Origin of the sequence: Megasphaera sp. UPII 135-E (assembly GCF_000221545.1) — a bacterium.
In the GTDB taxonomy this organism is placed as follows: Bacteria; Bacillota; Negativicutes; order Veillonellales; family Megasphaeraceae; genus Megasphaera; species Megasphaera hutchinsoni.
Genome location: NZ_AFUG01000007.1, coordinates 13,421 through 36,537 on the forward strand (window position 1 = coordinate 13,421; position 23,117 = coordinate 36,537).

Annotated in this window: 28 protein-coding genes; all 28 read right to left on the reverse strand. The window is 43.1% G+C overall.

Going from position 1 to position 23,117, the window contains the following annotated elements; all coding sequences use genetic code 11:
* Positions 1-42 precede the first annotated feature (42 nt).
* Positions 43-768 carry a hypothetical protein gene (locus HMPREF1040_RS00835; protein ID WP_007392029.1) on the reverse strand — a complete coding sequence of 242 codons (726 nt, stop codon included), beginning with the start codon at positions 766-768 and terminating at the stop codon, positions 43-45.
* Between the two features lie 85 nt (positions 769-853).
* Positions 854-1,150, reverse strand: coding sequence for a hypothetical protein (locus HMPREF1040_RS00840; protein WP_007392114.1), 297 nt, complete (start codon positions 1,148-1,150; stop codon positions 854-856).
* Positions 1,140-1,400 carry a hypothetical protein gene (locus HMPREF1040_RS00845; protein ID WP_007392089.1) on the reverse strand — a complete coding sequence of 87 codons (261 nt, stop codon included), beginning with the start codon at positions 1,398-1,400 and terminating at the stop codon, positions 1,140-1,142. Before HMPREF1040_RS00845 ends, HMPREF1040_RS00840 begins: the two co-directional genes overlap by 11 nt.
* 47 nt (positions 1,401-1,447) lie before the next feature.
* Complete coding sequence (locus HMPREF1040_RS00850) at positions 1,448-2,035, reverse strand: DUF4417 domain-containing protein (protein ID WP_050791344.1); 588 nt, start codon at positions 2,033-2,035, stop codon at positions 1,448-1,450.
* Positions 2,025-2,390, reverse strand: coding sequence for a hypothetical protein (locus HMPREF1040_RS00855; RefSeq protein WP_007392064.1), 366 nt, complete (start codon positions 2,388-2,390; stop codon positions 2,025-2,027). The genes HMPREF1040_RS00850 and HMPREF1040_RS00855 overlap by 11 nt, the downstream gene beginning before the upstream one ends.
* On the reverse strand, positions 2,348-2,833 hold the full coding sequence (locus HMPREF1040_RS00860; RefSeq protein ID WP_007392028.1) for a hypothetical protein: 486 nt from the start codon (positions 2,831-2,833) through the stop codon (positions 2,348-2,350). The genes HMPREF1040_RS00855 and HMPREF1040_RS00860 overlap by 43 nt, the downstream gene beginning before the upstream one ends.
* A gap of 34 nt (positions 2,834-2,867) precedes the next feature.
* Positions 2,868-3,086 (reverse strand): hypothetical protein, encoded by a 219-nt coding sequence (locus tag HMPREF1040_RS00865; protein ID WP_007392100.1) that lies wholly within the window; start codon positions 3,084-3,086, stop codon positions 2,868-2,870.
* Between the two features lie 89 nt (positions 3,087-3,175).
* A complete protein-coding gene (locus HMPREF1040_RS00870; protein WP_007392116.1) occupies positions 3,176-3,820 on the reverse strand; it encodes a hypothetical protein in 645 nt (214 codons plus the stop codon).
* Positions 3,807-4,121, reverse strand: coding sequence for a hypothetical protein (locus tag HMPREF1040_RS00875; protein WP_007392093.1), 315 nt, complete (start codon positions 4,119-4,121; stop codon positions 3,807-3,809). Before HMPREF1040_RS00875 ends, HMPREF1040_RS00870 begins: the two co-directional genes overlap by 14 nt.
* Positions 4,109-7,825 (reverse strand): phage tail protein, encoded by a 3,717-nt coding sequence (locus HMPREF1040_RS00880; RefSeq protein ID WP_007392084.1) that lies wholly within the window; start codon positions 7,823-7,825, stop codon positions 4,109-4,111. Before HMPREF1040_RS00880 ends, HMPREF1040_RS00875 begins: the two co-directional genes overlap by 13 nt.
* Complete coding sequence (locus tag HMPREF1040_RS00885) at positions 7,822-8,274, reverse strand: NlpC/P60 family protein (protein WP_007392134.1); 453 nt, start codon at positions 8,272-8,274, stop codon at positions 7,822-7,824. The genes HMPREF1040_RS00880 and HMPREF1040_RS00885 overlap by 4 nt, the downstream gene beginning before the upstream one ends.
* Before the next feature lies 1 nt (position 8,275).
* Positions 8,276-8,860: a DUF2163 domain-containing protein gene (locus HMPREF1040_RS00890; RefSeq protein WP_007392022.1), complete on the reverse strand. Its 585-nt coding sequence runs from the start codon at positions 8,858-8,860 to the stop codon at positions 8,276-8,278.
* Between the two features lie 2 nt (positions 8,861-8,862).
* Positions 8,863-9,432 carry a DUF2460 domain-containing protein gene (locus HMPREF1040_RS00895; protein ID WP_007392082.1) on the reverse strand — a complete coding sequence of 190 codons (570 nt, stop codon included), beginning with the start codon at positions 9,430-9,432 and terminating at the stop codon, positions 8,863-8,865.
* A complete protein-coding gene (locus HMPREF1040_RS00900; RefSeq protein ID WP_083818363.1) occupies positions 9,432-12,791 on the reverse strand; it encodes a tape measure protein in 3,360 nt (1,119 codons plus the stop codon). Before HMPREF1040_RS00900 ends, HMPREF1040_RS00895 begins: the two co-directional genes overlap by 1 nt.
* Positions 12,763-13,044, reverse strand: a complete 282-nt coding sequence (locus tag HMPREF1040_RS00905) for a hypothetical protein (protein ID WP_176604699.1) — start codon at positions 13,042-13,044, stop codon at positions 12,763-12,765. Before HMPREF1040_RS00905 ends, HMPREF1040_RS00900 begins: the two co-directional genes overlap by 29 nt.
* A gap of 56 nt (positions 13,045-13,100) precedes the next feature.
* A complete protein-coding gene (locus HMPREF1040_RS00910; RefSeq protein ID WP_007392102.1) occupies positions 13,101-13,526 on the reverse strand; it encodes a GTA-gp10 family protein in 426 nt (141 codons plus the stop codon).
* 8 nt (positions 13,527-13,534) lie between these two features.
* The gene (locus HMPREF1040_RS00915; RefSeq protein ID WP_007392023.1) at positions 13,535-14,044 is read right to left on the reverse strand and encodes a phage major tail protein, TP901-1 family; all 510 of its coding nucleotides are present in this window, start codon (positions 14,042-14,044) and stop codon (positions 13,535-13,537) included.
* Positions 14,045-14,058: 14 nt separating this feature from the next.
* Positions 14,059-14,430: a hypothetical protein gene (locus HMPREF1040_RS00920; RefSeq protein WP_176604700.1), complete on the reverse strand. Its 372-nt coding sequence runs from the start codon at positions 14,428-14,430 to the stop codon at positions 14,059-14,061.
* Between the two features lie 29 nt (positions 14,431-14,459).
* Positions 14,460-14,846, reverse strand: coding sequence for a hypothetical protein (locus HMPREF1040_RS00925; RefSeq protein ID WP_007392099.1), 387 nt, complete (start codon positions 14,844-14,846; stop codon positions 14,460-14,462).
* On the reverse strand, positions 14,847-15,314 hold the full coding sequence (locus HMPREF1040_RS00930) for a hypothetical protein (protein WP_007392130.1): 468 nt from the start codon (positions 15,312-15,314) through the stop codon (positions 14,847-14,849). It lies immediately after the preceding gene.
* A complete protein-coding gene (locus HMPREF1040_RS00935; protein WP_007392120.1) occupies positions 15,314-16,156 on the reverse strand; it encodes a hypothetical protein in 843 nt (280 codons plus the stop codon). Before HMPREF1040_RS00935 ends, HMPREF1040_RS00930 begins: the two co-directional genes overlap by 1 nt.
* The gene (locus HMPREF1040_RS00940; protein WP_007392067.1) at positions 16,156-16,836 is read right to left on the reverse strand and encodes a hypothetical protein; all 681 of its coding nucleotides are present in this window, start codon (positions 16,834-16,836) and stop codon (positions 16,156-16,158) included. Before HMPREF1040_RS00940 ends, HMPREF1040_RS00935 begins: the two co-directional genes overlap by 1 nt.
* A 498-nt stretch (positions 16,837-17,334) precedes the next feature.
* Positions 17,335-17,562, reverse strand: a complete 228-nt coding sequence (locus HMPREF1040_RS00945; RefSeq protein ID WP_007392034.1) for a hypothetical protein — start codon at positions 17,560-17,562, stop codon at positions 17,335-17,337.
* A gap of 4 nt (positions 17,563-17,566) precedes the next feature.
* On the reverse strand, positions 17,567-19,237 hold the full coding sequence (locus HMPREF1040_RS07635) for a hypothetical protein (RefSeq protein WP_007392075.1): 1,671 nt from the start codon (positions 19,235-19,237) through the stop codon (positions 17,567-17,569).
* Entirely contained in the window at positions 19,234-20,577 is a 1,344-nt protein-coding gene (locus HMPREF1040_RS00955) for a hypothetical protein (protein WP_007392048.1), read from the reverse strand. Before HMPREF1040_RS00955 ends, HMPREF1040_RS07635 begins: the two co-directional genes overlap by 4 nt.
* A gap of 10 nt (positions 20,578-20,587) precedes the next feature.
* Entirely contained in the window at positions 20,588-21,838 is a 1,251-nt protein-coding gene (locus HMPREF1040_RS00960) for a PBSX family phage terminase large subunit (RefSeq protein WP_007392068.1), read from the reverse strand.
* The gene (locus HMPREF1040_RS00965; protein WP_007392126.1) at positions 21,828-22,391 is read right to left on the reverse strand and encodes a terminase small subunit; all 564 of its coding nucleotides are present in this window, start codon (positions 22,389-22,391) and stop codon (positions 21,828-21,830) included. The genes HMPREF1040_RS00960 and HMPREF1040_RS00965 overlap by 11 nt, the downstream gene beginning before the upstream one ends.
* A gap of 231 nt (positions 22,392-22,622) precedes the next feature.
* Entirely contained in the window at positions 22,623-23,063 is a 441-nt protein-coding gene (locus HMPREF1040_RS00970; RefSeq protein ID WP_007392137.1) for a hypothetical protein, read from the reverse strand.
* Positions 23,064-23,117: the final 54 nt, after the last annotated feature.

Genomic DNA, 23,117 nt, shown 5'->3' on the forward strand with positions numbered 1-23,117 from the left:
ATACAACACACTACAATAACCACAAGTATTGCATTAAAATATTTATCCATCGTTTTCCCCCTTGTAGTATAATTTTTCCCCTGCTGATGTAGAAACCCCAATTTTATCAAACAGACCTGAAATATCAATGTTTGTTTTGTACCCACTGCCGAAAACCGCTACCCGCTTTCCTTCTGCCGTATATAGCGTGCTTACCCGTTCCGCGTCGTCGACTTTAAGCTCTACACCGTGATTTGCTAAAACAGCAAGCTTTGCGCCCGTAATAAAAGTGTTAGGATAAACGTTTTTACGGTTCTGCTTCTTTTTAGGCCTCCGCTCCGCATAATAATTTTTTATTTGTTTCGTCAGATCTGTTGACGTTTCAAGTAAAGCCCCTTTAGATGATACGAAAGCCGTACGCACATTAGCACCGTTTTCATAGACGATTGAACAGTTAGGTGCTATGTGAGACGGCGCGGCGATATTAAAAAAGGTCAGTGCAGGTGCGAAAAGGAAATAATCGATCCCCTTTTCGTTATACCAATTAACGATTTTAGATAGTATCGAAAACGGCGGATTGTCAATGACTACGCAATTAGTGGGATATTTATAGTTTTCAAAATCCCCGCCCGGATAAAACGGCCGCACTACCGGTCGCCCTTGCCACTCGTTCTTTTCCACCGCATACTTCATTATGATTTCATAAATATCCGGTGGCGTATAGCAGTCATCCGTGGTCTTTTTCGGTTTAAATTTCTCAACAAATTCTTCATATGTTTTGCTCTTCATCGTTTTCCCCCTTATTTAGTCTGCGGACAGTTTGAACCAGTTTGAACCAGTTTGAACCTTTTTGAACCAATATAATCCGCCCTCTTTATATAGTCGGCGGATTGCCGTCATCGCTGTTATATTTGCTGTCGGTGTGGTACTTTGCCCATGCGGCGGTTGCTAATGCTGCTACGCTTCCCAGTCCCGTTCCAATAGCGGCAACTCCGCTCCAACAACTCTCCAATTCAAAAGACGTATGGTAAATAGCATTTGCCCAGTATCCAATAAGCCACGAAAGCAAGACCAGTAATAAAAATCCCAGCATGCCCGTTACCATGATAATAACCAGTGCAAGCCAATGACTTTCCGCCCACTGCCCGAACTGCTGTACTTTATCCCTCATGGTTTAGCCCTTTTTGCAGATCATCAATCCGCTTATGTGCCGATTTTACGCTCGATTCTGTTTTGGCAATCCGCTCTGTTAGTGCTTGCCGTTGTCCGTCCATCTCCCGTATCTGCACTTTCAGTTCTTTCACGGCGTCCTGTAAAGCTTGGATTGCCATATACAAAGGATTTAATACGGCGTACCTGAAAATAACCCCCAAGACCCCACTTACCACACACGCCGTACTGATAAGCTCTAAAATGTTCATTATATCCACTCCTTTTTAGGCATAAAAAAAGCACCCTTACGAGTGCTTCACCTACTCCTTGAAAATAAAATCGACTTTTTCCCTTTATAAATCAACACTTCCGAAGGATGGCAACACCTTTTCATAGCGTTCCATCCTTCATAAAACGCTTTCCATGCCTCACGGTTATTTCCCAATCCAACAGTGGATAATATAACCGGACTATCTTTCGGAACCCCATCAAAAAACCATAAAAAACTATTCTTATTACTCCATGAAACCGTAGGAATAACAGAAATTCCATATGTTTGCCAGTATGTACCTAACCACTGTTTACGATAGTGATTCCATATTTGCATCGCTACAGGATAATCGCTATATAAACTAAAATCAGGGGTTGCTACTAAAGAAAATTTAGAAAGTTGCTTTACATATACAGTAGGACGATTCCATATTCGTTCAAATTGGTAATCATCCAAGAAAAAATGCACTCCTGTTTGAGTGCATTCGCCTTTATATGTATTTACTTCATTAAATCCTATCCATTTTTCCGGCAATTTTATTTTTTGCCTTTTTAATTCAGGAATATCATACTTTCCCACGCCATGAAATCTACCATACTGCAGATTCAAATAAGTACGTCTATCATTTGTCATATTCCAAAGATTCATCTCTCATTAACCAATCATACCCGCGGTTATATAAATCATGTATTGATTCGCCATCAAAAAGCTTTGCTTCTAATGCTGCTTCTAAAGTAGGGTATCCCGGAAGAGTTGTGTATTTTTCATATGTATTATTGGTTTCAGGATTTTTTTTTATAGTATATTTCAAAAAAATCCAATCATCAATCTTTTTACCATGTTTATCCGTCGTAAATTGATTATCTAAGACCCAATAAACATTCTCAGGAAATCCCGGTAATCGTTCAAAAGGATCATACCCATCTTCTTCAAGAATATCTTTTATTAGGTCTTCCCAAGTGGGAAATTCTTCATATAATACAACCATTTTTTTATTTCTCCCCTTTTCTTTATATATTTAGGTCTATGATACGCCGCTAATACTTTACGCACTAGCTTGCGTTCGCTCCGATTCATCTCTCGCGGCTCTTTCCTGTCATAGGTCATATGCGTATGTCCTAACTTTCCCTTACCTATATTATAATGAGCTACATTAACATCAACAAATTTATACGCAAATCCCATCTTATCTGTAAATGTAATTGACTTTACCTTTCTTTTTGTATCTCGTGAATTTATTAATACATAAATTCTGTTAGGCATCATAGAATCATAAGGGGTCTTATTATGCTTTTCTCGCGTTTTTATAAACAATATCCTTTTATCTTTCATGTGTAACTTGCCGCCATATGCAGTGGTTTTAACTTCTTTAAACTCCGTTCCATATTTCTGCAACCTCGCAAGACTACTAGTAGATCCTCTGCCTCCCATATTCACCTCCATTATAGCACATATATGATTACTCTTACCAAAAATTAATAACGATGACATCCGTATACTGCGGTACTATATAGTATGAATTATCATCTATTTGTGCCGCAAAATAATTAAAAACAGTCAAGTCTGCCGCTATATATGCACGTCTTGCAAGTAAGGTATCCTCATTATTTTTAATCATCGAAAAAAAGTTCTTATTACATGCGGCATTATTCGACAATTGTACACCCCCATAATCTCCAGGCAAAAGCATCTCCCACTGTGGTGCCAATAGGTTAAGGTATAAATTGCAATCGTATGTTTTATAATATTTTTTAGGCTTTACTAGACCCGGAATTAGACTTGTTTTTGCGATATTGGATAATTTGTTACATCTAACACCCAGCAATAAGTTGATTTCCAGTCAGTAGTATCTTCATACTCCTGGGTGTTAAAAGATATAAATTCATTGTAAATATCCCCATACGATACGAGCATTCGCAGTCTGCCGGCATTAATAACAGGTCGCACCCGTTTTATATCGGCCATTAAGGGTGCATCACATGAAATATCCCCGTCCCATCTGGTATTGGTAACGTTGTCTTTAATGTAAAAATTTACAATAGCATAATCCTTATTGCTTGCAAACGTTCTACCTATTGGCGGATTAACTGCTTCTATGCAGGCAGGTAACATCTTATCCGAAAAAACAATACCGCCTTTTGTATTATACATTTCTAGCCCATAATGCGATTTTTGAACGAAGATACTGGTAGAAAAAACGTATAAAGAGCCATTATTACGTTCTGTAGTCCCCCATGCACAAAGCCCATCAGTTAAACCGATAGCTGTAAGTGCCTGACCCCCATACCACCCAAAATATAAATCCGCCTCATCATATGTAAGGCTATTTATTATCCGTTCGGTAGCCGGTATGTCGTAAAAATAATTGCTGTTGTTTAAGCTAAATAGCGAATCTATCTCTAAATTAATACCGTCCATACACAATTTCACCCCACGTTGCAACTTTTTTTAAATCTTCTTCTAATATTCCGTTAATATTAAATTCCCAAGATATGTAACTATCATGTATTTCTAGCGACGGTAACTCCGACGGCATACTCTCTCCCAACCGAACAAAAAACGCCCACGTCTGCCCTTCTTTTATCTGCATATTAAAAAATACCCCTTTGACTGCATCGGTTTTGTGCTTGCCAATCAGGGTGGCTACTCGCTTATCAAGGGAAACAATTTTATTGCCTTGTTCATCATACGTTTCAAATCCGACAGTCATTCGTTCCACACTCCCATCCTCACACGTAATCTATTTTGTTCATCGTATATTAAAATACAGTTATCCCGTATTTCCATTCTTGCCCCCGTTGATTTAGTACGTAAGACCCCGATATTAGCCGTGATACTGCTTAAGTCTTTTACGTCCAGCTTATCGCCGGTGATAGCACCAGCTTGTATCATGCCTTTGGTGATAACATCTTTATCTATTACCGTATCGCCCGTGATGTGCACTTGCTTTCCCGATAGCGTCACGCCCTGCAAGCCTAATGCTACTTCGCTCTTAACGTCTCCTTTAGACACCTTCAGCCCGATGGCGTCTTGCAGTTGCGTTATAGCGGTATATCCCGCCGCTCTCGCGCTCTCCACACTGGACAAGTTACCGACTACACTGGTAATGCGGTCGGCTTGCTGTGTGATGCGGCTTTCAAGGTTATTATTATGATAATTTTCTCGGTTGTCTATGTCATGCAGGATTTCATACTGCTTTTCATTATCACGCTCTACGGATTCCACACGTGACACAATGCCTGCGGATGTCTGCTGTATGCTGCTTAGTTGACTGCGTATATGCTCTCTGTCTTGCGTAGCAGTTTGCACCGCACTTTCTATCGTATTCGCCCGTTGCGATAAGGCACTAAGGCTATTAGTAGCGTCCTTGACCATCCCCTCAAGCCTATCGGCTCTTTGCGAAAAGCCGCTTACGCTTTTTTGTACCTGGTCATGTACGACAGAGGATATCCCGTCTACGCTCTTTTTTAACCCCGTTACTTGCCCGGAAAGCGTATCGGCCCGCCGCTTCAGGTCTTGCACATTTCCCCTTATAGCATTGATGCTCCCGTCCAAGTCAGTACGCAAACCGCCAACCTTAGCGTCTATTTTCCCGTCTACCCGGCTAAGTACATCGCTTTGTATCGCGTCCGCGACCGCGCTGTCTATTTTATCCGCCGTGATGGATTCCGCCGCGATGAGGGCCGGGTCTATGGTTTTTCGTACAGTAGTCATATAAGAAGGTGTTTTTTCACCCTCGCCGAAATAATCACGATAGGCTATCGCTATAGTATATACCCCCGGTTTTGCCGGATATGTCAACGCATTATTGGTTGAATACGCCACTTCGTTATTAATGTATACGGTCATACCGATACATCCTTCCGGCAAAGGATCCGCTACAATCCCGATAGTAGCTATATTAGGTTGTATTACTACATTCTTTCCGGCGGGCGGTGCGGGTTTATTGTAAGTAAGTATCGCCGGCGCACTATATTTTCCTAAGGCGTTTTTCGCATATACATATATCGTCCCGCTTCGATGCGTCAAAGTTACTGCCGTAGTCGTACTGTTTGTACGTGCCAGCAGTGCCGCGCCCCCTTCTCCGGGAAAAGTGTCCGACCGTACTTCGTAGTATGCGATGTCTGTGTTAGTTACCTCTTGCCACTGCACATGCGGAACAGTGTCAAAGGTAATGCTTACCCCTTCCGGAGTTGTCGGCATGTCCGATTTTATAACAACGCGCACCGTAGTATACGGGGCAAAATCCGGATCGGTTACATTTCCCCATCTATCCTTTGTGCAGACAGCAATTTTATATACATCACCGGCAAGTGCTTGCGGAATAACCGCTTGTGTTTCCCCACTACCGCCAAATGTCCACGCGTCCGCCAATGGGGTTGCCTTTTCAGTAGAAACGATGCGGTACCATACATCTCCTTCCAAATAAGTTTGCATGCCTTGCGGTTTGGCCCAACTTATCACCACATCATACCGCAATTCACCGGGAGATAATTGCCGATAGCGTGTATAGGCCGTTACATTCGTTACAGGAGGTATATAATACGGCTTTAATTGATACTGATAAGCAGTTACTTCGCTAATCTCTTGCATACCGCTGCCGAAAATATTATATGCCGGCAGTTTAACCCATATTTTTTTCCCTATGTCCTCTTTTCTGAACGGAACCCGCAAAAGTGTTTCATCAATTCGACAAAACATGTCTCCTTCTTTGTGTTCTGTTTGTACGGTGTGATACTGTCCTCTAATGCAGTCGCAAAGCTTATACGTACCGTCCGCCTGTAAAACGGCGGTTTGATAGCTTAAGCATTCTCCATCCAACCTGCATAAGGTATTGCCGCGCTCAGCATCTTGTTTGGTACCGGAAATAAAAGTCCCGTTCGTCCGAACAAAAATATCTCGCTCATCTTTTGTAATGCCTTTAGTTAAAACACCCATGCGAGCGGCGGCGGAAATACTGCCGATGTGCTTATAGTGCGTATTATCGTCCGATACATATACCTCACAGCCGCCCCAACCTTTTTCTTTTCCACGGGCGCCCAACCATACCTCCAGACCGTTGGCAGTTAAATCCGCCGGGGGCTGAATAATGACAGGAGTGTCCGTGTCGGGAGCCGGCTGATTAAAGTCCACAAAAGGACGTTTTGTGTCTTTCACTTCATATTTAGGAGCTTTATATCGGCCCGGTGGCTGGGATATTGCTGTAAAAGTCAATATGCCGTTAGTATCTTCCACCACACTGTCAATAATAACCACTTCTTTATCCAAGCCGCTGTACTCATCTGTCAGTGATACCAAATCACCGACTTCCAATCGGCAAAAATTCCATGGCAGTTTAAACGTGTATTTATTGCGGCAATACTTATTTCGTCGTGCAATTTGTTCCGCCAATTTTACGGCACGCTGTTTGGTGTATAAATAATGTGCTTGCACCGGTTCCGCTTGCCGTACCCCGTCCATAACTACATCTTCCGTAAGCGTATAACTTACACTTTCTTTTTCATAGCCGTTATCGCGGTTTATAAACTCTACGGGAAACTGGTTGAAAATTGCGCTGCTGTCTTTGCGCTGATACGTTACTAATGCCCCGCCTGACTGCGGGATAAAATCATTACTCGTCAAATCATATAAAATCGTTCGATTCGGTTCCCATGCTCCTACAGCTCTATCTTCTAAAGGTACAATTTTAAAGCGGTCATTAGACCAAAAAATATACGCATTGGTCAATTTAGCGATGTCATTAATAATATCCCTTGCCTTTTGCAGGCGACTTTTATCCGACGGTGTGGATATTAGCAAATCGGCAGCCGCACAATACTCCCGATAATTCTGCAGCCCTTCAATCTCAACTTCTTTTAAGCCGATTTTATCCAGTACGTACCGAATATAATCCGCCGGATTGACATCAATGCCGTCTCCCGTATGTAACAATTTCCCTTGCACTTCAAAGTTGTACTGCGGTAAATATCCGCCGGATCCCAAGTCAACGACCCCTGCCATATAGGCCAACCCGGGATAGGGTAGCGCTTTATCCGGATGTTTACCGACTGTATATGCCCAAGGTTCTTGATTTTTCGTACCTTTAAACAATGTCAGTTGTATAGTATCGCTGGGATACGTATATACATTTTTCCCGATCCACACTTGTCGGATACCTTCAATTTCACCTTCACACAGCCCTAATGCCACGGCTACGGTATACGTATAGGTAATATTAACTTGCGTATGGCCGCCGCCCTTACCGCTGTGCATTTCTTCTCTATGCTCAATAGCGGTAAAATCATCATAGTAAATGACGTTCCCGGAAATACGTGTTGTCCCCAATATTTCCGTTACAGGCGCTCCATATTCCGCCGTATTCACAGTAAATTCCGATATTTTATCCGCTCTCGTGACCGTTGTACCACCACCGAATAAACTCATCGTGCCACCCCCTTATAGCGATATACGCCGCGCAACCGCGGTCTCCCTTTGGCGTCATAAAACATCATTTCCCCCATGTTGCTCAATATTACGCCCTTATCAACGGCCGCATGAATAACACAGCTTTTACCGATATAAATAGCGGCATGCGATTGGCAGCGCCCAAATTGATACATAAGAAAATCTCCCGGCTCCATTTGTGCGGCATCAATTTTAGTACAATATTTTTTTATATATTTTAAAAACATTTCTTCAGACCGATGCAAATGCCACTCATTAGAATAAGGCGTTACCGATATAGAATCTCGCTTTATTAATCCCGCATCCTCCGTAGCGGCCACCAGTAACATGCCGCAATCTACCCCTTTACCTCTAACTTTTGCTTGATTCACATGCGGGGTCCCTAACCATTTAAGAGCCGCCTGTACAATTTTTTCACCGTCTTTCATATCAAATCAAAACCTCCCGTCTCGGCACAAAAGGTGCGATTAAGCAGGTGGTATCCGTAGTATGACTGGAAATCACCTGCGTTTTATCGGTTGTAGTATACGTCCCTTGTGGATAATATTTTCTGACCGGAAACCCCATATTAAGCCCTTTGGTTTGCGCCTTTACCGTTAAATTTATACGAATCCCTCCGGCACTTTGCACTTCTACCGTACCGGTAAACAACGAAATGGTGCCGATGCTTCCGCGATTACGAAAAAAGCAGCGTTTTAGCCGCAATATAGCATTATCCAAGGTACCGTTATGCGCCGCTTTTAGCAACGGAATCCCTACAATTTTATCTTTCTTATTAGCGCTGATACGTACATTCATCGTATCCACCACCACGCAATCATTAAGCTTTACTTGATTTCGTTTAATAAGTAATTCATCATGTTTGTATTTGCGGTCTCCATAAATCACATCCACATCGGCATCGGTATAATAATAGGTATGCCCATCCGCCAATTGCAATTCATATAAATCGCACGAAGTTAAATTTTGTTCCGTATTCAAATACGTTTCTAAATCAGTCGTTACAGTTTTCATAGTCACCTCACCGTTACTAATGTAAAGGATCCGCTACGATGCAAATTAAAAAATACATCTTCCACATCTATCCCGTCATCCTTCAGCATGACCTTCCACCAATATCGATAATCCGCTGTCACTTTCGTTCCCACAGACACTACATTTTTCAACGTAATAATACCGTCAGATACAGTATACCCGCCTTCCTGTATCTGTTGCCCGTTTGCATATACCTTTACATGGTCAATATAAGCTACCGGTTCAACATATTCTCCCATCCGCATAGTAGCTTGATACGTTGCCGGCGCAACTTCCGCCAACGTAGCATTTTGTTCATGATTGTCGGTCGGATCTGGCCACAAAAACGGCTCATATGCGCCCTTCACCATAGCGACAAACCCGAATAATTTTTTGTACTCCTCCGGCCGCAGACGATTAAATTTTGTTTCAATAATCCAAGTGGGATATAACTGCGTGGTCATAGTTCTTATTTTTCCGCTGCCAAGCGTTTGTATACTGGTATGCCATTGCATTTTTTTATGGCTGGACCACGCAAAGCTGTCTAACTCCAACGGGAATTTTTTCAGCATTAAAACACCCCCGCTTCTGTAGCGAAATTGCGGTCATTATCAAATAAAGCTTGCCGTAGCGTATCCAGTCCGCCACTATGCAAGAAGTCCATAAACGAAGACGCATCCAAAGCGGATATATGAATATTCAAAGGAGCGGTACCGGCAGTTGCGGCCGGGGTTCCTACCGAACCGCCGTCTGCAAATCCGGCAGATGTGCCCTGATTAATTCTATTCAGTGCGGATACTCCTACTCTTCGTACGGCATCCGCATTAATGACATACTCCCCGTTTGATAACATAGCCGGAATAGAATCCGATTTACCGGTTCCCGCTCCACTTACATAGCCGCCGGACGCAAAGGCGCTCATGCCCATGCCGGCCATTTTTGCGCTTAACATTTGCCCGGATACTACGCCTGCCGCCCCAAAGGCCATAAAAGGCATAGCCGCAATATAAGAGGCCGTAGCATTCGCGGCCAATACGCCCGTTTTCCCGGCTTGTGCCGCCGTTTCTTTCTTGGCGTTGGAAATTTCCTGTTTCGCCGTTTGATTTCCCAAATTCTGCAAAATGCCTAAACTGCCGATCGCTTTTTGTAATACACCTTGTAAAAAATTAATCGCTAAATTTTCCGCAATACGGTTAAATGTGTCCCCTAAATTTTGCCCTTTTACAATACATTCCGCCAATCCTGCCGCTAAACCGTCCGTCAAATTTTGGCTTAAATTGGTAAGTATAGTGTCCATATACATGCTCCAATCTGCAGCATTCACCATCAACTGTTCATGCCACGCCTGCCGTTGCTGTGCCAATTGGCTTTCATTTGCCAATATCGTAGCATAATTGGCTCCTTCGGCATCGCTTCTTTCTTTTAAATATGCCATATATTGAGCGTGGCAAGTAGCCGTATCGGCCTTTTCTTCTTGTACCCGTGCTTGTTGCAATGCCAACGCACGGGAATTTACCTTTTGTGCAGTTTGTAACTGCAAATTTTCAATCGCCGCGCCGGCTTGCTTTTCTATCGCCAAACGAGCACTTGCCGCATCTTGTGCCGCCTTAATGGCCGCCGCTTTTTCCTCGTCATATGTTTTAAACAGTTCTTCTTTTTCTTGCGCTAAAGCCCGTACTTTAAGTGCTTCTACATCACTCGCTTTGCCTGCCTGTACTTTAGCAGTTAAATCGGCAATTTCTTTCGTAATTTGTGCCGCCCGCTCTTTCATAGCAATTGTTTTTTCGCCAATCTCTCCATATGCGGCGGCGGTTTTATTCGCTTCTTTTTGGTAAGCATTAAATGTTTGTACTTCTTTTCCTACTTCCGCCGCTTTATCAGCAGCTTCTTTCATCACCTTGGCATAAGCATCTAATTCTTTCGTATCTGCTAAGGTTTTAATCTTGGCTTGTATTTCTGTAAGTTCAGTTTCTTTTGTATTTTTCCCTTTTTGATAAGCGGTCATAATTGCGGCACCGATTTGAGACAATACGGAATCTTTAAGCGGTATAACCGCTTCCGGGCCGGCTTCCCCGACAATTGCCGGCGTTCCATGCTTGAGTTGTCCGCCATTAGCAAGAGCGGGGATTTTACCCCCTACCATACCACCCGTTGCCATAGGTACAACGCCGCCGAATATTCCACCCGTTGCCGTCGGTTTTGCGGGCGTGCCCCCGGCCTTGCCGCCGGTTACGGTTTGTGTAACAGCATGCGTTTCATGTACTACAAAATCCAAAGGGTGCGACACAGCCGCTTTTAATCCTTCCCACTTGTTTTTTACCCAGTCAATTGCCCCACCTATAACTGCCCTGAGTTTGGTGCCTGCCTCACTAATCGCACCACAGATAGCACTCCAACACGCAAGTGCTACACGCTTTACCGTATCCCAATGCGTAGCAATTAAGATAATGGCGGCAATAATTAAAGCGATGGCCACCAAAACAGGATTGGCAATACATGCTGCACGAAAAGCCAACGCCGCCGTTTTCGCCACCCCGATAACCATCGTAAGTCCGGCCCACGCCGCACGCAATCCGGTAATAATGCCTTTTACTACCGCCATGCCTAAAGACGTACTACGAAATGCAACTACAGCTGTTTTGGCAAGGGCAATCGCTGCTTTCAGCGACTTCCAAGCCTCGACCAATGTATTTATGATAGTGCTGACCCCGATAATAGTTTTAGCCGCTATCCAGATTCCTAAAATAGCCGTTCCTACTGCCAACGCCGCATCACGATGTTTATATAATGCCGATGTAACTACGTATATAATGGTGGCCATTCCGTTAAACACAGCCGCCGCAACAGGGCTTATCCCTTGCAGCTCCTTTACAATCGCATTTTTCACTCCGATTTGTTTCGCATTATCGCGAATGTTCTGAAAATGCTGTTTCATGCCTTCCGCTAAATTGCCGCCCAACGTTAAAATATCGGATACGCCGAATCCTTGTGCAATAATATCTCCGATAGCGGCAAACGAGTTCGTAACCGCTTCTTGAATATTGCTGAACTTTGCTTCCATGGTGTTGGCCATGGAATTTGTAGCCCCCTGTGTTTTCTGCGCCATGCCGTCAAACAACATATCAATTGACGACTGTGTCAGCTTTCCCTGTGCCGCTAAATTTTGTAATTCATTTACAGGTTTTCCCATAGCCGTACTGAGCAGCTGCCAAGCAGGTACCCCCGCTTCCGCCAATTGACGCATTTCTTCAGATGACACTTTACCTTTCGCCTGCATCTGCGTAAGTGCCAAGTTAACCCGAGACATTTGGTCTTCCGTCAAACCGTACGCACTGGCACAATCAACGATTTTCTTCATTTTTGCGGTTGCCGTTTGGGCATTATCTCCTACCGTTATCCACGCCCGTGCAAGCGGTATAAGTTGATTTGAATTATACGCACTTTTTTCTCCCAACGTTTGCATATTTTCAATCAGTTTTTGCGCACCGGTATTTCCCAGTGTAAACGCTAAGCCTTTTTTCAATAACTCCATATCGGCCGACGCTTTCATTACGGCTTTGCCGAAACTTACCACAGCACCGATGCTGAACGCGGCCAATGCGGCACTTCTCACCCCGGATAATACGCCGCGCAAAGAATTTTGTTCGGTTTTTAATCTTTTGGTTTCTTTAGCCGCTTTCCTGGCATTATTAGCTAACGCATTAAGTCCCACATCTTTTATTTTTTCATCTTTCACACCTTTTAATGCATCTTTCGTGCGATCAATACTGTCTTTAGTACGGTCAATCAGTCGTTTAAACGGGTTCCACGACTGATTCTGCACCTGCACATTGGACAAATCTGCCACCGACGCTTTGGCTTTATCTACTGCCGATACGAGTTTCTCACAACCCGCACTGATTTCAACCTTTATTTCCTTTTCCGCCATCATCTCTCCTTTCCGCTTGCTCCATAAATTTTTGCAAGCTTTTTAATTTTTCTTCCGATATATCTTCTTTAAAATCCTGCGGTACTAATTTTTGAGCGGTCACAGGTCGTTTCGGGCCCCGCATTCCGCTATTAATAACCGGCGCCGTAACAAAAGATGCCAAGAGAATGCGCGTATTTTTCATCCTCTTGGCATATCCGTCCAACCGTGCTGTAATTTCTCCCGGTGTAATGCTGCCGATTTCTTCACCGGTCAAATGCAATTCACCATAACAAAACGGCAATACAACGTTCAAATAATCATGTATTGTTTTTAACGCCGGTTCTGTACTGCCGCTATGTCGTTTTTTTCTTTTTTATGCGGTTCTGCCGAAACCATACCGAGATTCTGCAGCATTTCCTCACTGGCATCTATCCCCAGCAATCCGGATGCGGCAATTGTCCCGAAAAAGAGATTAACCACCTCGCTGAACCCTTTCGCTCGTGCTAGTGTCATCACCAAAGCGGCAACCTCATTTTTAGGCATCATGACCCCTTCTCCGGATAACCCGATGCGAACCGCATCTACCAAAAAAGCTAACGAGGGAATTTTTCCATTTTGCGTATCGGAAAAAATATCCATAATGCCTTTACCGCTTACCGCTTCCAGTTCTATAAATCCGTTAACGGTATATCTAAAACTATAGTCTTGCCCGTTAATGGTCGTCGTAATATCATGTTTTACTTTATTGTATCGCATATATCCTCCTAGCTGATAGATGATGCCGTGCTAACCGTTCCGACTTCTTGTACGGACTTTAACTGATGATAAAATTTAGGCTGTCCCAAGCCGCCCAAGGTAATACTGGCTGTGGCCATATCATCATGCGGAGTTTCGTCGGAAAGTTCCGTAATATTGTACCAATTTCTTTCGGCCGATCCGTCCGAAGCATATCGGCACATATCTACCGCTTCTCCTTTTGCAAACGCATCTTTCAGTGCCGCATATCCTACGTCTTGTTTGGGAATTACAATTTCCAGCGAAAGCTCCGTGGTACGAATTCCGGCATATGTTTCGCCCCAACCGCCGGAGGATTTATTGGACGCATCAATACTGTCTGCCGACATGCTGAAATCCGCCTTTGTTTGCCCCCCGATTAGTGTCCATTTCGGGCTTTCGTATGTCGCCCCTTCTCCATAATTAATATAAGCCAGTACTTCTTTCCCCTGTAATTTATCTTCCGTAACGGGCTTTACCGCCCGTACTTTTTCTGCCATATTATCTCACTCCTTCAAATGATAACTTGTACTTGTAAAATGGCCAATCCGATTGTATTTATTCCTGCGGGAGTAGCGAATTGAATCCGTTCCACTTTCGCATCCAGCGGCGTTCCGTCTTGGCCGCGCCACGGTGACAATAACACCTTATGTACTTTCTGCGCATAATCTTCTATAACGTGAATATCCGGGGTTTCCTCTTTCGGCGCGGGATGAATAATTTCTATTGTAAATCTCGCCGTACCGGATAATCTGTCTTTAGCTATCACGGTGTAGTCAATACTATCGCAACAAATAAAGCCCGTAAGTATTTTTGGCCACTGTGCTCCCATTACATTGGCCTGCCAAATAACCTCCGGAATTTCTTGCTGTAAAACTTCTACCATAGTATTCGCTATTTGTCGTAAGGAAATCATCAACTACGGGATAATGAAATTACCCCGACACCCCCTTTCCCTGCGGATGATGTCCCGTGTTTGGCGAAATCCGCGTAACTTAATCCCTTTTGCAAAGCATCAACAACATCTCTATACAAACGATATTTTTGCAAATATACATCGTCCGTCCGATTCCCGTTTACCATTACCGTCGTATCCTGTCCCACCATAGCGGCCGCACATTCCCGACACGCCACAGCAGCCCCCAAATGTTTAATGATTGCACTCGGCGGAATTTGCACTTCTTGTTCATCTACGCCGTAATTTCGTGCCAAGCGCGACAAAAAAGCATTAGCATATTCCAAATCTTCACTTCTGCAATTCAGCACTTCATCATGTATATCCGCTACGGTAACATATTTCACTTAACCGCCCCCTTTCATTGCCATATCGACGGCAGCGTCTATTCGTTTTAAAATTGAATCCTTTTGTGCGTCAAGGGCATTATAAATAAACGGATCTGGCGCTGTCCCCGGATGATATACGCGCTTGGCAAACACCCACCCCGCACTACCGGCCCACCGTAACACCGTTCTATGTTTCGGCTTTATTTCATGCGGTCGTGTGCCTTGATGCAGGTATAAAGTAACAGGACTTGTCGTACCTACTTCGCCTTTTACCGTGAATCGGGTATCCGTTCGGCGGGTACTGATAGACCGTTCCGCCGTTCCCGTTCGTGTCGTGTATCGATGATGCTGTCTTGCATAATCTTGTACATCTCTAATAGACACATTCACCGCCGCACCTAACGTAGACCGTAAGCTTTCAGGTAAGGAATCAAGGCGACTGATCACATCGCCCATTCCCGTTACCTTAATTTTGATGTCGGCCATTATTTACTATTGGCCGTCATGCACGCTAACGCCTTCGGTTGCACCACCACCGAGCCGTACACATGCAATCCGCGAATCGCGTCCGCAAACGTATCATCCAACCGCAACGCTTCAGTTTTTAAAATTTGTTGTGCAAACGAAATTGCGGCATTGGTTCCCCCTAAGATTTTATATTTTGTTTTTCCCACGTTCGGCACATTGTTGGATTGATAAATATTAAACCCTGCCGCTTGACCGATAAAACCGTTACCCAATACGGCATCGGTTTTATTCGTGCCGGCGGCAACAAACCGATCGTCCTTCAGCATTAAACCGTAAAACCACGACGGAACAACTGTCCATCTCCCTTCAGAAGGCACATTTTCATCATCCAATGCCCCTTTCATATCTACCAATGCTTCGTACGCTTTCGCCGGCGTAGTAAGAGCGACGGGTTTATCGTCAGAGCCTAAGCCTTCTACTATCCCCGCTTTGCTGTGATGCGCCGCCAAATGTTGATCTACCGTATCCCGTAACCGATACGCGGCCCGTTGCATAGCGCTGTCCACCAAATTAACATTGGCCTGCGCCGCATCTACATCATCCACTTTAAACGCAAAATATTTTTGTTGATCAATGTGCAATTCTGTCGGGGTTCCGTCTACCTGATTATAGGTAATCTTGCCGTTACGCTGATAATCTTGAATAGTAATATCTTGAATTTGATTAATCTTAACCGTATCCCCGAATGACGAAATATCGCCTTCATAATCACGGTTTACTAAATTACCATAAACCAGCACCTTATCCAAATGTGCTAACAACCGTGCTTCCCAAATCGTGGGAATAAAAGTACTAATCATTACGAATCCACTCCTTTACTAATCTCGTCCCAATGACTATTAATTTCACTACGGGACATACCTTTTACATCATTCCACGTAAGTTTTCCGTTGCCGTTCGGTTTACCGCCTCCGGAGCCTGCTCCGTTTTGGCTGTCGTTCTTAATCGCCCACGGATTATCCGTAAGCCATTGTTTTACTCCGTCGGTCACGGACAATTCCTTATCTTGGTTCATAAAAACCAAAGAATCATCATCTTTTGCCTTTACATTGCCCGCCAATAACTTGGCGAACACCTCCGGCTTAATGGCTTTTCCTTCCGTTAGGGCGCTCACAATTTGCGACTGTATCGCCGTTGCAACTCGTTTTTCCCGTTCCGCTTTGGCCTTTTCTTCGCTTGCCGCATACTTGCCCGTCAATTCTTTTACTTGTGTCTGCAATGCGGCAACCTGCGTCCCCAATGCAGTCGGATTTCCCCCTGCTTGTTGCAACGCCGTTATCGTTTTAGCAAGCTCTGCCACGGCAACGTCTGGATCTTCCGCATTTCTAAGTCCTAAAGTCTCCAGTACCTTGTTCTTAGATACCCTAGAAGCGGCCGCTTCACTTCGTATCTCCGATAACTGACTTTGTAAATCCGCTACCAACTCCCCGCCGTTCTCCGTTTTACTTAATGCTTCGAAAATCTCTTTTAATGTGTGCATATTCTGCCTCCTGTGCATAATAAATGGCTGTTCTTTTACGTCTGCAGTCCGCTTCTATCGGCGAAAAGACAATAAAAAAAGCAACCCTGCGGTCGCCCTAAATAATTTCCCTAATATGATTATCCCAAATTCATACAGTTTCCCACTTACCATTAATCATTTTTTCATTCTACGTAAAAAAATCAAAGAAATGGATTACCCCCCCGAAAAATCTTCCCATCTTTTGGTTTTTAAGTTAAGTTTTTTGCTTTTATCCCAAGTAACAATGGTGGTATCATTCCCCAGCCCCAGTTATCACAGTTAGATACATCGCAATTTTCCGATATGATGAGAGTATCAACGTTCGTTTTAAATGCGTTATTTGCAATATATTTAAGCTTCGGCGCATAAAAAATTTTTTTATGAAACCGTACATCGTCGTCAAAGTATAGCCCTATAGAATTGGCAGCTGCCCTCTTCGCTCCACTAAAAAACCACTACGCTATTTTCGTAGTGGTTTTATTTCATTTCTGCTATACGCTTCATTGCTTCTTCTTCGGTTATTTCTTCATACCTTTCATACAAAGGGCTCTCAAACCATGTATAAGCCAACATACATCCTGTAAGTTCCCATTCTCCATCGTTATAAATATAATCATCTGTATATTCCTGCCCGTCTTTTATTATTCGCTTTATTACCTTTCCATAATCTTGTTTATTTGTTAAGATTACATAACTAACTTTCATAAAGTCACTCCTCTATATTTTCAATATTTTTAGGGGGCTCTAAATCTTTTGCAATATCAAACATTTTATACTTTAATTCAATATATTCTATTGAAAACGGGCTTAATTCTCTTTGTGCTTTGTATATTTTATGTTGCTGTTCTTTTGTTTCTAAACTTTCCAGTGTATGATATTGTATTTCTATTTCTTCACCTGTAGGTATTCTTACTATCGTATTTATACCGTTATAAGGATTTGTTTTATCTAACCAATAGTTTTTTACTTCTACAGTTTTATACCCTTTATCTTCCAACTTTTGCCGTATTTCTTTGATTTTATCTACTAAATTATCAGCCTCAGCCAAATAAGTGTATCTTACTATATCTTTTGCCCTGTAATTTTCATCGCCCAAATCAAAATGTTCTTTAATTTTTCGTTGATATGAATCTATCTCTTTTATACGACATTCAAAGCCTGCAAGTTTTGTTTCTGTTGCTTTTGCTACTTCTTGAATAATTTTTGATATAGTAGGTTCAATTTCTTTCATCTGTTTATAGTATAACATACTTCTATCTATCGGCAAATATTTTACCCTGCTCTTCATCACTGCGGGGCTGTAGTTCCGCAAAACATCTTGCCACGGGCGTCCCGCTTCCCATGCTTTCGCGCCCTGCACGCCTAACAATTGCCGTTGTACGTCCTTGCTTTGCTTCTGTAGCCAATGATTGCCGCCTTCTTCCCGCAAGTCTTGTTGCTCGTTTAAGTCGACTTCTCCCTCATATATGGGCGACAAATAACACAAACAGTGCGGATGTGCGGGAAGTGTCGGGCATTGGTCTTTCGGATAAATCCCCTTTCCCAATCCCCACAAATCAGCGTTAGCATACATATCGCATACGTCCGTACAAGGATGTGCCGAGGATACTTCCCAACGATACGCCGCAACGGTGTCATCGTTTTCATAACGGGCAATAAACCCGTCCGCCCATGCTCTTGCGCTCTCCGTACGTGCTATACGTTCGGCTACATAGCGGCTTTTTTCCTGCACGGCTACGTACACGGCTCGTTTTAATCCGTCTTCATTGTTTTTCCCGAGTTGTATGGCCAACTCTTTATAAGCGGTTTTTAACGGTTTAGATGTCAGCGCCTTCGCCTGCCGTTCTATTCGACGGATAAGCCGTAAGCGGCATTCTTTATCCGTCTTTTCAAAAGGGGTCCGCCGAATAAAATCTACAGCGCCCTTTATATATTGCGGCAGTTCTTGTTGTAATACCGCTTCCGTTTTTTGCCCGTTATATCCGTCATACAAGGCTTTGCGTATGTCGCTTGCGTGATTATGCAATCGTACTTGTTGCTGTACTATGTTCCCTATTTTCTGATGAATTTCACGGTGTATACTATGAAGCTTTTCCGACAATGTCAATTCCGACGGATCCCACGGCGTTTCCATCTCCGGCAGAAGCGGAATAGACAATCGCCCCATCCCGGCCGCTGTAGAAGCGGCTATGGCATTTTTTGTCTCTTGGTCCAGCATATCCTGAAAATGAGTGACTTCTATCGTTTCTCGTATAGCCTGTTCGACATCTTCCCCCGCTTCCAGTTTCTGTACTAAAATTTCTACAACCTTTTTACCCTTTTTCTTATATTTTTTCTTAAATTCTAAAAGATATTTTGCTACTGGTGCCGATGATTTCATTCGTCTTCATCCTGTTCTTCGTCCTCTGCCGTACTATGTTTATAATCATCTTTTTCCGTTTCCTCTTCCGTTGCCAATTCATTTACTAATTCTTCGGCACGTCCGGCTTCTATTTCCGGGCAATATACCGACAACACGCGTTTTAACACTTCTTGTTTCAAGCCGTTGCCTAATCCCAGATCTAACACAGCTTGTGCTTCGGCCAGTTCTCCGGCGACATCCACAATGCCGAAATCGGCGGGGTAAGAAACGGTATACCGTATATCTTGATTTATCCACCGTCCGAATACGGTCATAACTTGTTCTTCCGCCCGAGCGCATTGGAGTGCAAAATTCGCTAATTGCTGATTGGTGCGTTCAAATTCCCACTGACGACTAATCCCGCTGATTTGATTCCCCTGCGGGGTCATAAAGGTTAGTCCTGCCATTCGATACATTTCCTGTATAAGGCCTGTGATTTGCCCTTGTAAAATGGTTGCCGGATCCGACGGCGGTGCAATAAAAGCCGGCGCATGCCCGGATTCCGGGGCATATCCCAACGCATTATTATTGCCCACCACCATATCGGTTGCATCTAATGTAGGTACCGTCAAAAGCGGAAATGTTTGTTTGCGAAGAATTTCGCTGAGCCACGAGCAGTGATTATATATAGCCGCTCCGGTTTTGGCCACCGCCAATAACTCCGGTATCGGTAATACGGTTTGTGCATCCAATAAGCGACTATACAGCGGTACCACGGGAAGTCGTCCCAATTGATACGTGCCTTCCTCTCGATGCGTATCGCTTTCAATTTTCCACCCCTGCATCGTAAATGTGACTTCTTTATATTCAATTCGCCCATCCTGTATATTTTCAACTTCACGGAACGTAATGCTTTGTAATTCTCCTGTTGTGTCCGTTTCATAGCGAAGAACGTTTTCGGGAGCCACAATATATGCATACGGAAAAATACGCTGTTGTAACATATCGGACAGATTCTTGGCACGTCCCGTTGCCACTCGGTAATTATCCAAAACAATAAATGCGACACCATACATTTTGGCCACTAATCCGGCTTGTTTCATAAAACAATGTATATCCGTACCGTGTCCGTCCACATCTGTCAAAAACTGTTTTCCTAATGCCGCGATATTTCCGTCCCGCAACGGTTTGCGTTTAAAAATAGGATCTACCAGGGCATTGACAATCGGAGCAAAATAATTCAAGTAGTACGCCGACCGCTTACGGTCTTGATAGTCCGCATTCGTTTCCCTTTTATGTTTTAGCAAATAGTCTCCGCTTTGATATCCGCCTGTCCCGTAATAGGAATCTTTAAGCAGTGTATAAGATTGTCCGTCCATCTATATCCCCCTAGTAATCAATATGTTTTGCGACTAACTTATCATGCCGCATTACATCATCCAGCCCATATCTCACCGCATCAATGGCGTGATTATTTTTATCCGGATACGCACTGATAAACTGTCCTTCACGATTACGTTCATATTCATACGTCACAAATTCTCTGTACGCATTCGGGCACCGTCTTTTATCAATGTATATGGTGCGTCTGCTTTGCAACCATTTTATACCATAATCAACGCTGTCGCGCCCTTTACGCGCACCTCGTACATTCACCCCCATAGAACGCAATTCGGCGATGCTCTTCGGCTCTGCCGAATCAGCAATAAGCATTGCCGTCGGATATTTCCGCTTTAGCCATTTCCCCGTTCTGTCGTTGGTCAATTTCTGCCGGTACAATTCATCAAAGATATATACCTCTTCTTTCTTTTTGTCATAATGGATTGCCACAAATGCTAACGGATCCACAGCAAAACCGAAGTCCAAACCGTAATACAACCTGTCAAAATTTCCGACACGTTCATCACTCATGGCCATGTCTTCCACATTGTCAAAAACGGCTCCCCCCGTCCCCGTAACTTCGCCTAAATATTCATGGCGGTACAGCAATTCATTTTTATTTTTAAGCGTATCCGCTTCTAAAAAAAATTGCTCTCCCAACCATTCTCGCGGTACATCCAAGTACGTAGAATGATGCACCAGTCTATCCGGACGAGCTTGTATAATCTCTTCGTTCACCCAATTATTACGGCTTTTAGGCGGGTTATATGTGCCAAACACCCAATATTTCTCACCGCCACGCAATAACGACTGCAATACATTGCGAATTTCTTCCATACCGCTAAATTGATCCAATTCTTCGAACCACACAATGCCCACATATCCGAATGGCAACTTAATAGATTTTACTTTTGCCGGGTCGTCCAGCCCGAAAAATAATATTTTTTGTCCTGTAAGCGTATATGTAATTTCATGCGGGGAAGTAATTGCCCTAAATTTACCCGTCATTTGCAATGTATCTATCCCCCATTGTATTTGCGGAAATACAGAGTTTTTTACCGTATTACGCACTTTACGAAGTACAACGACATGACATTTCGGGTTTTGCATTAAAAGAAGCGGTATTATTAAGCCTACAAAGGACGATTTTGTACTGCCACGCCCGCCTGCCAGCCAATAATGCGTGTGTTTATGCTCTTGTATATCAAAAAAGACACCATCAAATGACGGTGATATCGACGATGCCACATTAACTTTCATCGGTATACTCCTTTTTCCTGTCAAACATAAACGTTACCGGTTCGGTTTGCGTGTCTGTATGCCGTTCCGCAATATCGGCTTTAAGCTTTTCAATGCGAAGTTGTTGCTCTTCCTTTTCCAAATCAACAAAACGTCCTAATCGTCTTTCTAATTCCTTTGCCGCTTCCAGCCTATCGCGGACGGATGGCTTTTTGGGCATAATTCGTGATTCACTGCATCCATCGCCGGTGCCCTCTGTTACAACAACCTCTTCTTCGACATTTCCACGCATAACAGCTGTCATAAACTCCAAAGTTTCTTGGAGCGTCGCTGTGCGCTCGTTTTTCAGTTCCTGCAGGCGTTTTTCTATAGCCTGTTGAATGGCAGGTTTTGTCAAGTTTTCCGAGCCCATACTCTTGGCTGTACGCTTACTGTACCCGGCCAGTCGAGCAGCTTCTGAAGCATTGTTTGTCTCAATATAATAATCAATAAATCGTTCTTGTTTTTCCGTCAGTTTCACTACATGTTCACCACCATCCCATTCGTTTTGAAATTGTGCAACCAAAAAGGCCACACCATAACGGTATGACCTTTTTTGGTTATTCAGTTTTCATCGTTCCTTTTTGTCAATCTTTTATTTAAGATTGTACTATAATTTTATAAAAAGAGTTTTTTTATACGCAAAAGACAGGCCGTACATCATGCAATGTACATAGCCTGTCTTTTACTATTCTTTGTATCTGATTATAAGGAGAGTTACCTGTGCTATCTCACACTATCATTATAGCACATTAAAAAGTGGGATTTAGTGGGATATTTTATTTAAAGCCTTTCGATGCAATTCTTTTACATAATCCGGAGAATATTTCATTTCTATTGCAATCTCTCTAAATGATTTATATTCTACATATCGTTTATACAGTACCGTTATATATTTATCATCAGACAACTTATAAATTTCATCAATTATACTATTTTTAACTTTTTGAAATTCCATTTTTTGATCCAAAATTTGTTTTTCAAGCAACAAATACTCTGAAATTAAATTTATCGTACGATCATATTGCTTTCCCCCCGTCACCCGCTCTTTATCATATCTAATTGCACTAATGTTAATTGCGGCCTCATATACTTCTCGGTATTGCTCTTCTTTATACTTAATTTTTGCGTCAAGAATTTTTATTTGCTGCAAGTACTTTTTAGCTTCTATAATAACTCCCTCCTTACGCAAATCAAAAGACAACATCCTTCTTACAAAACATTTGGAGACTACTCTTCCTTACAATTCAATACAGTAAAC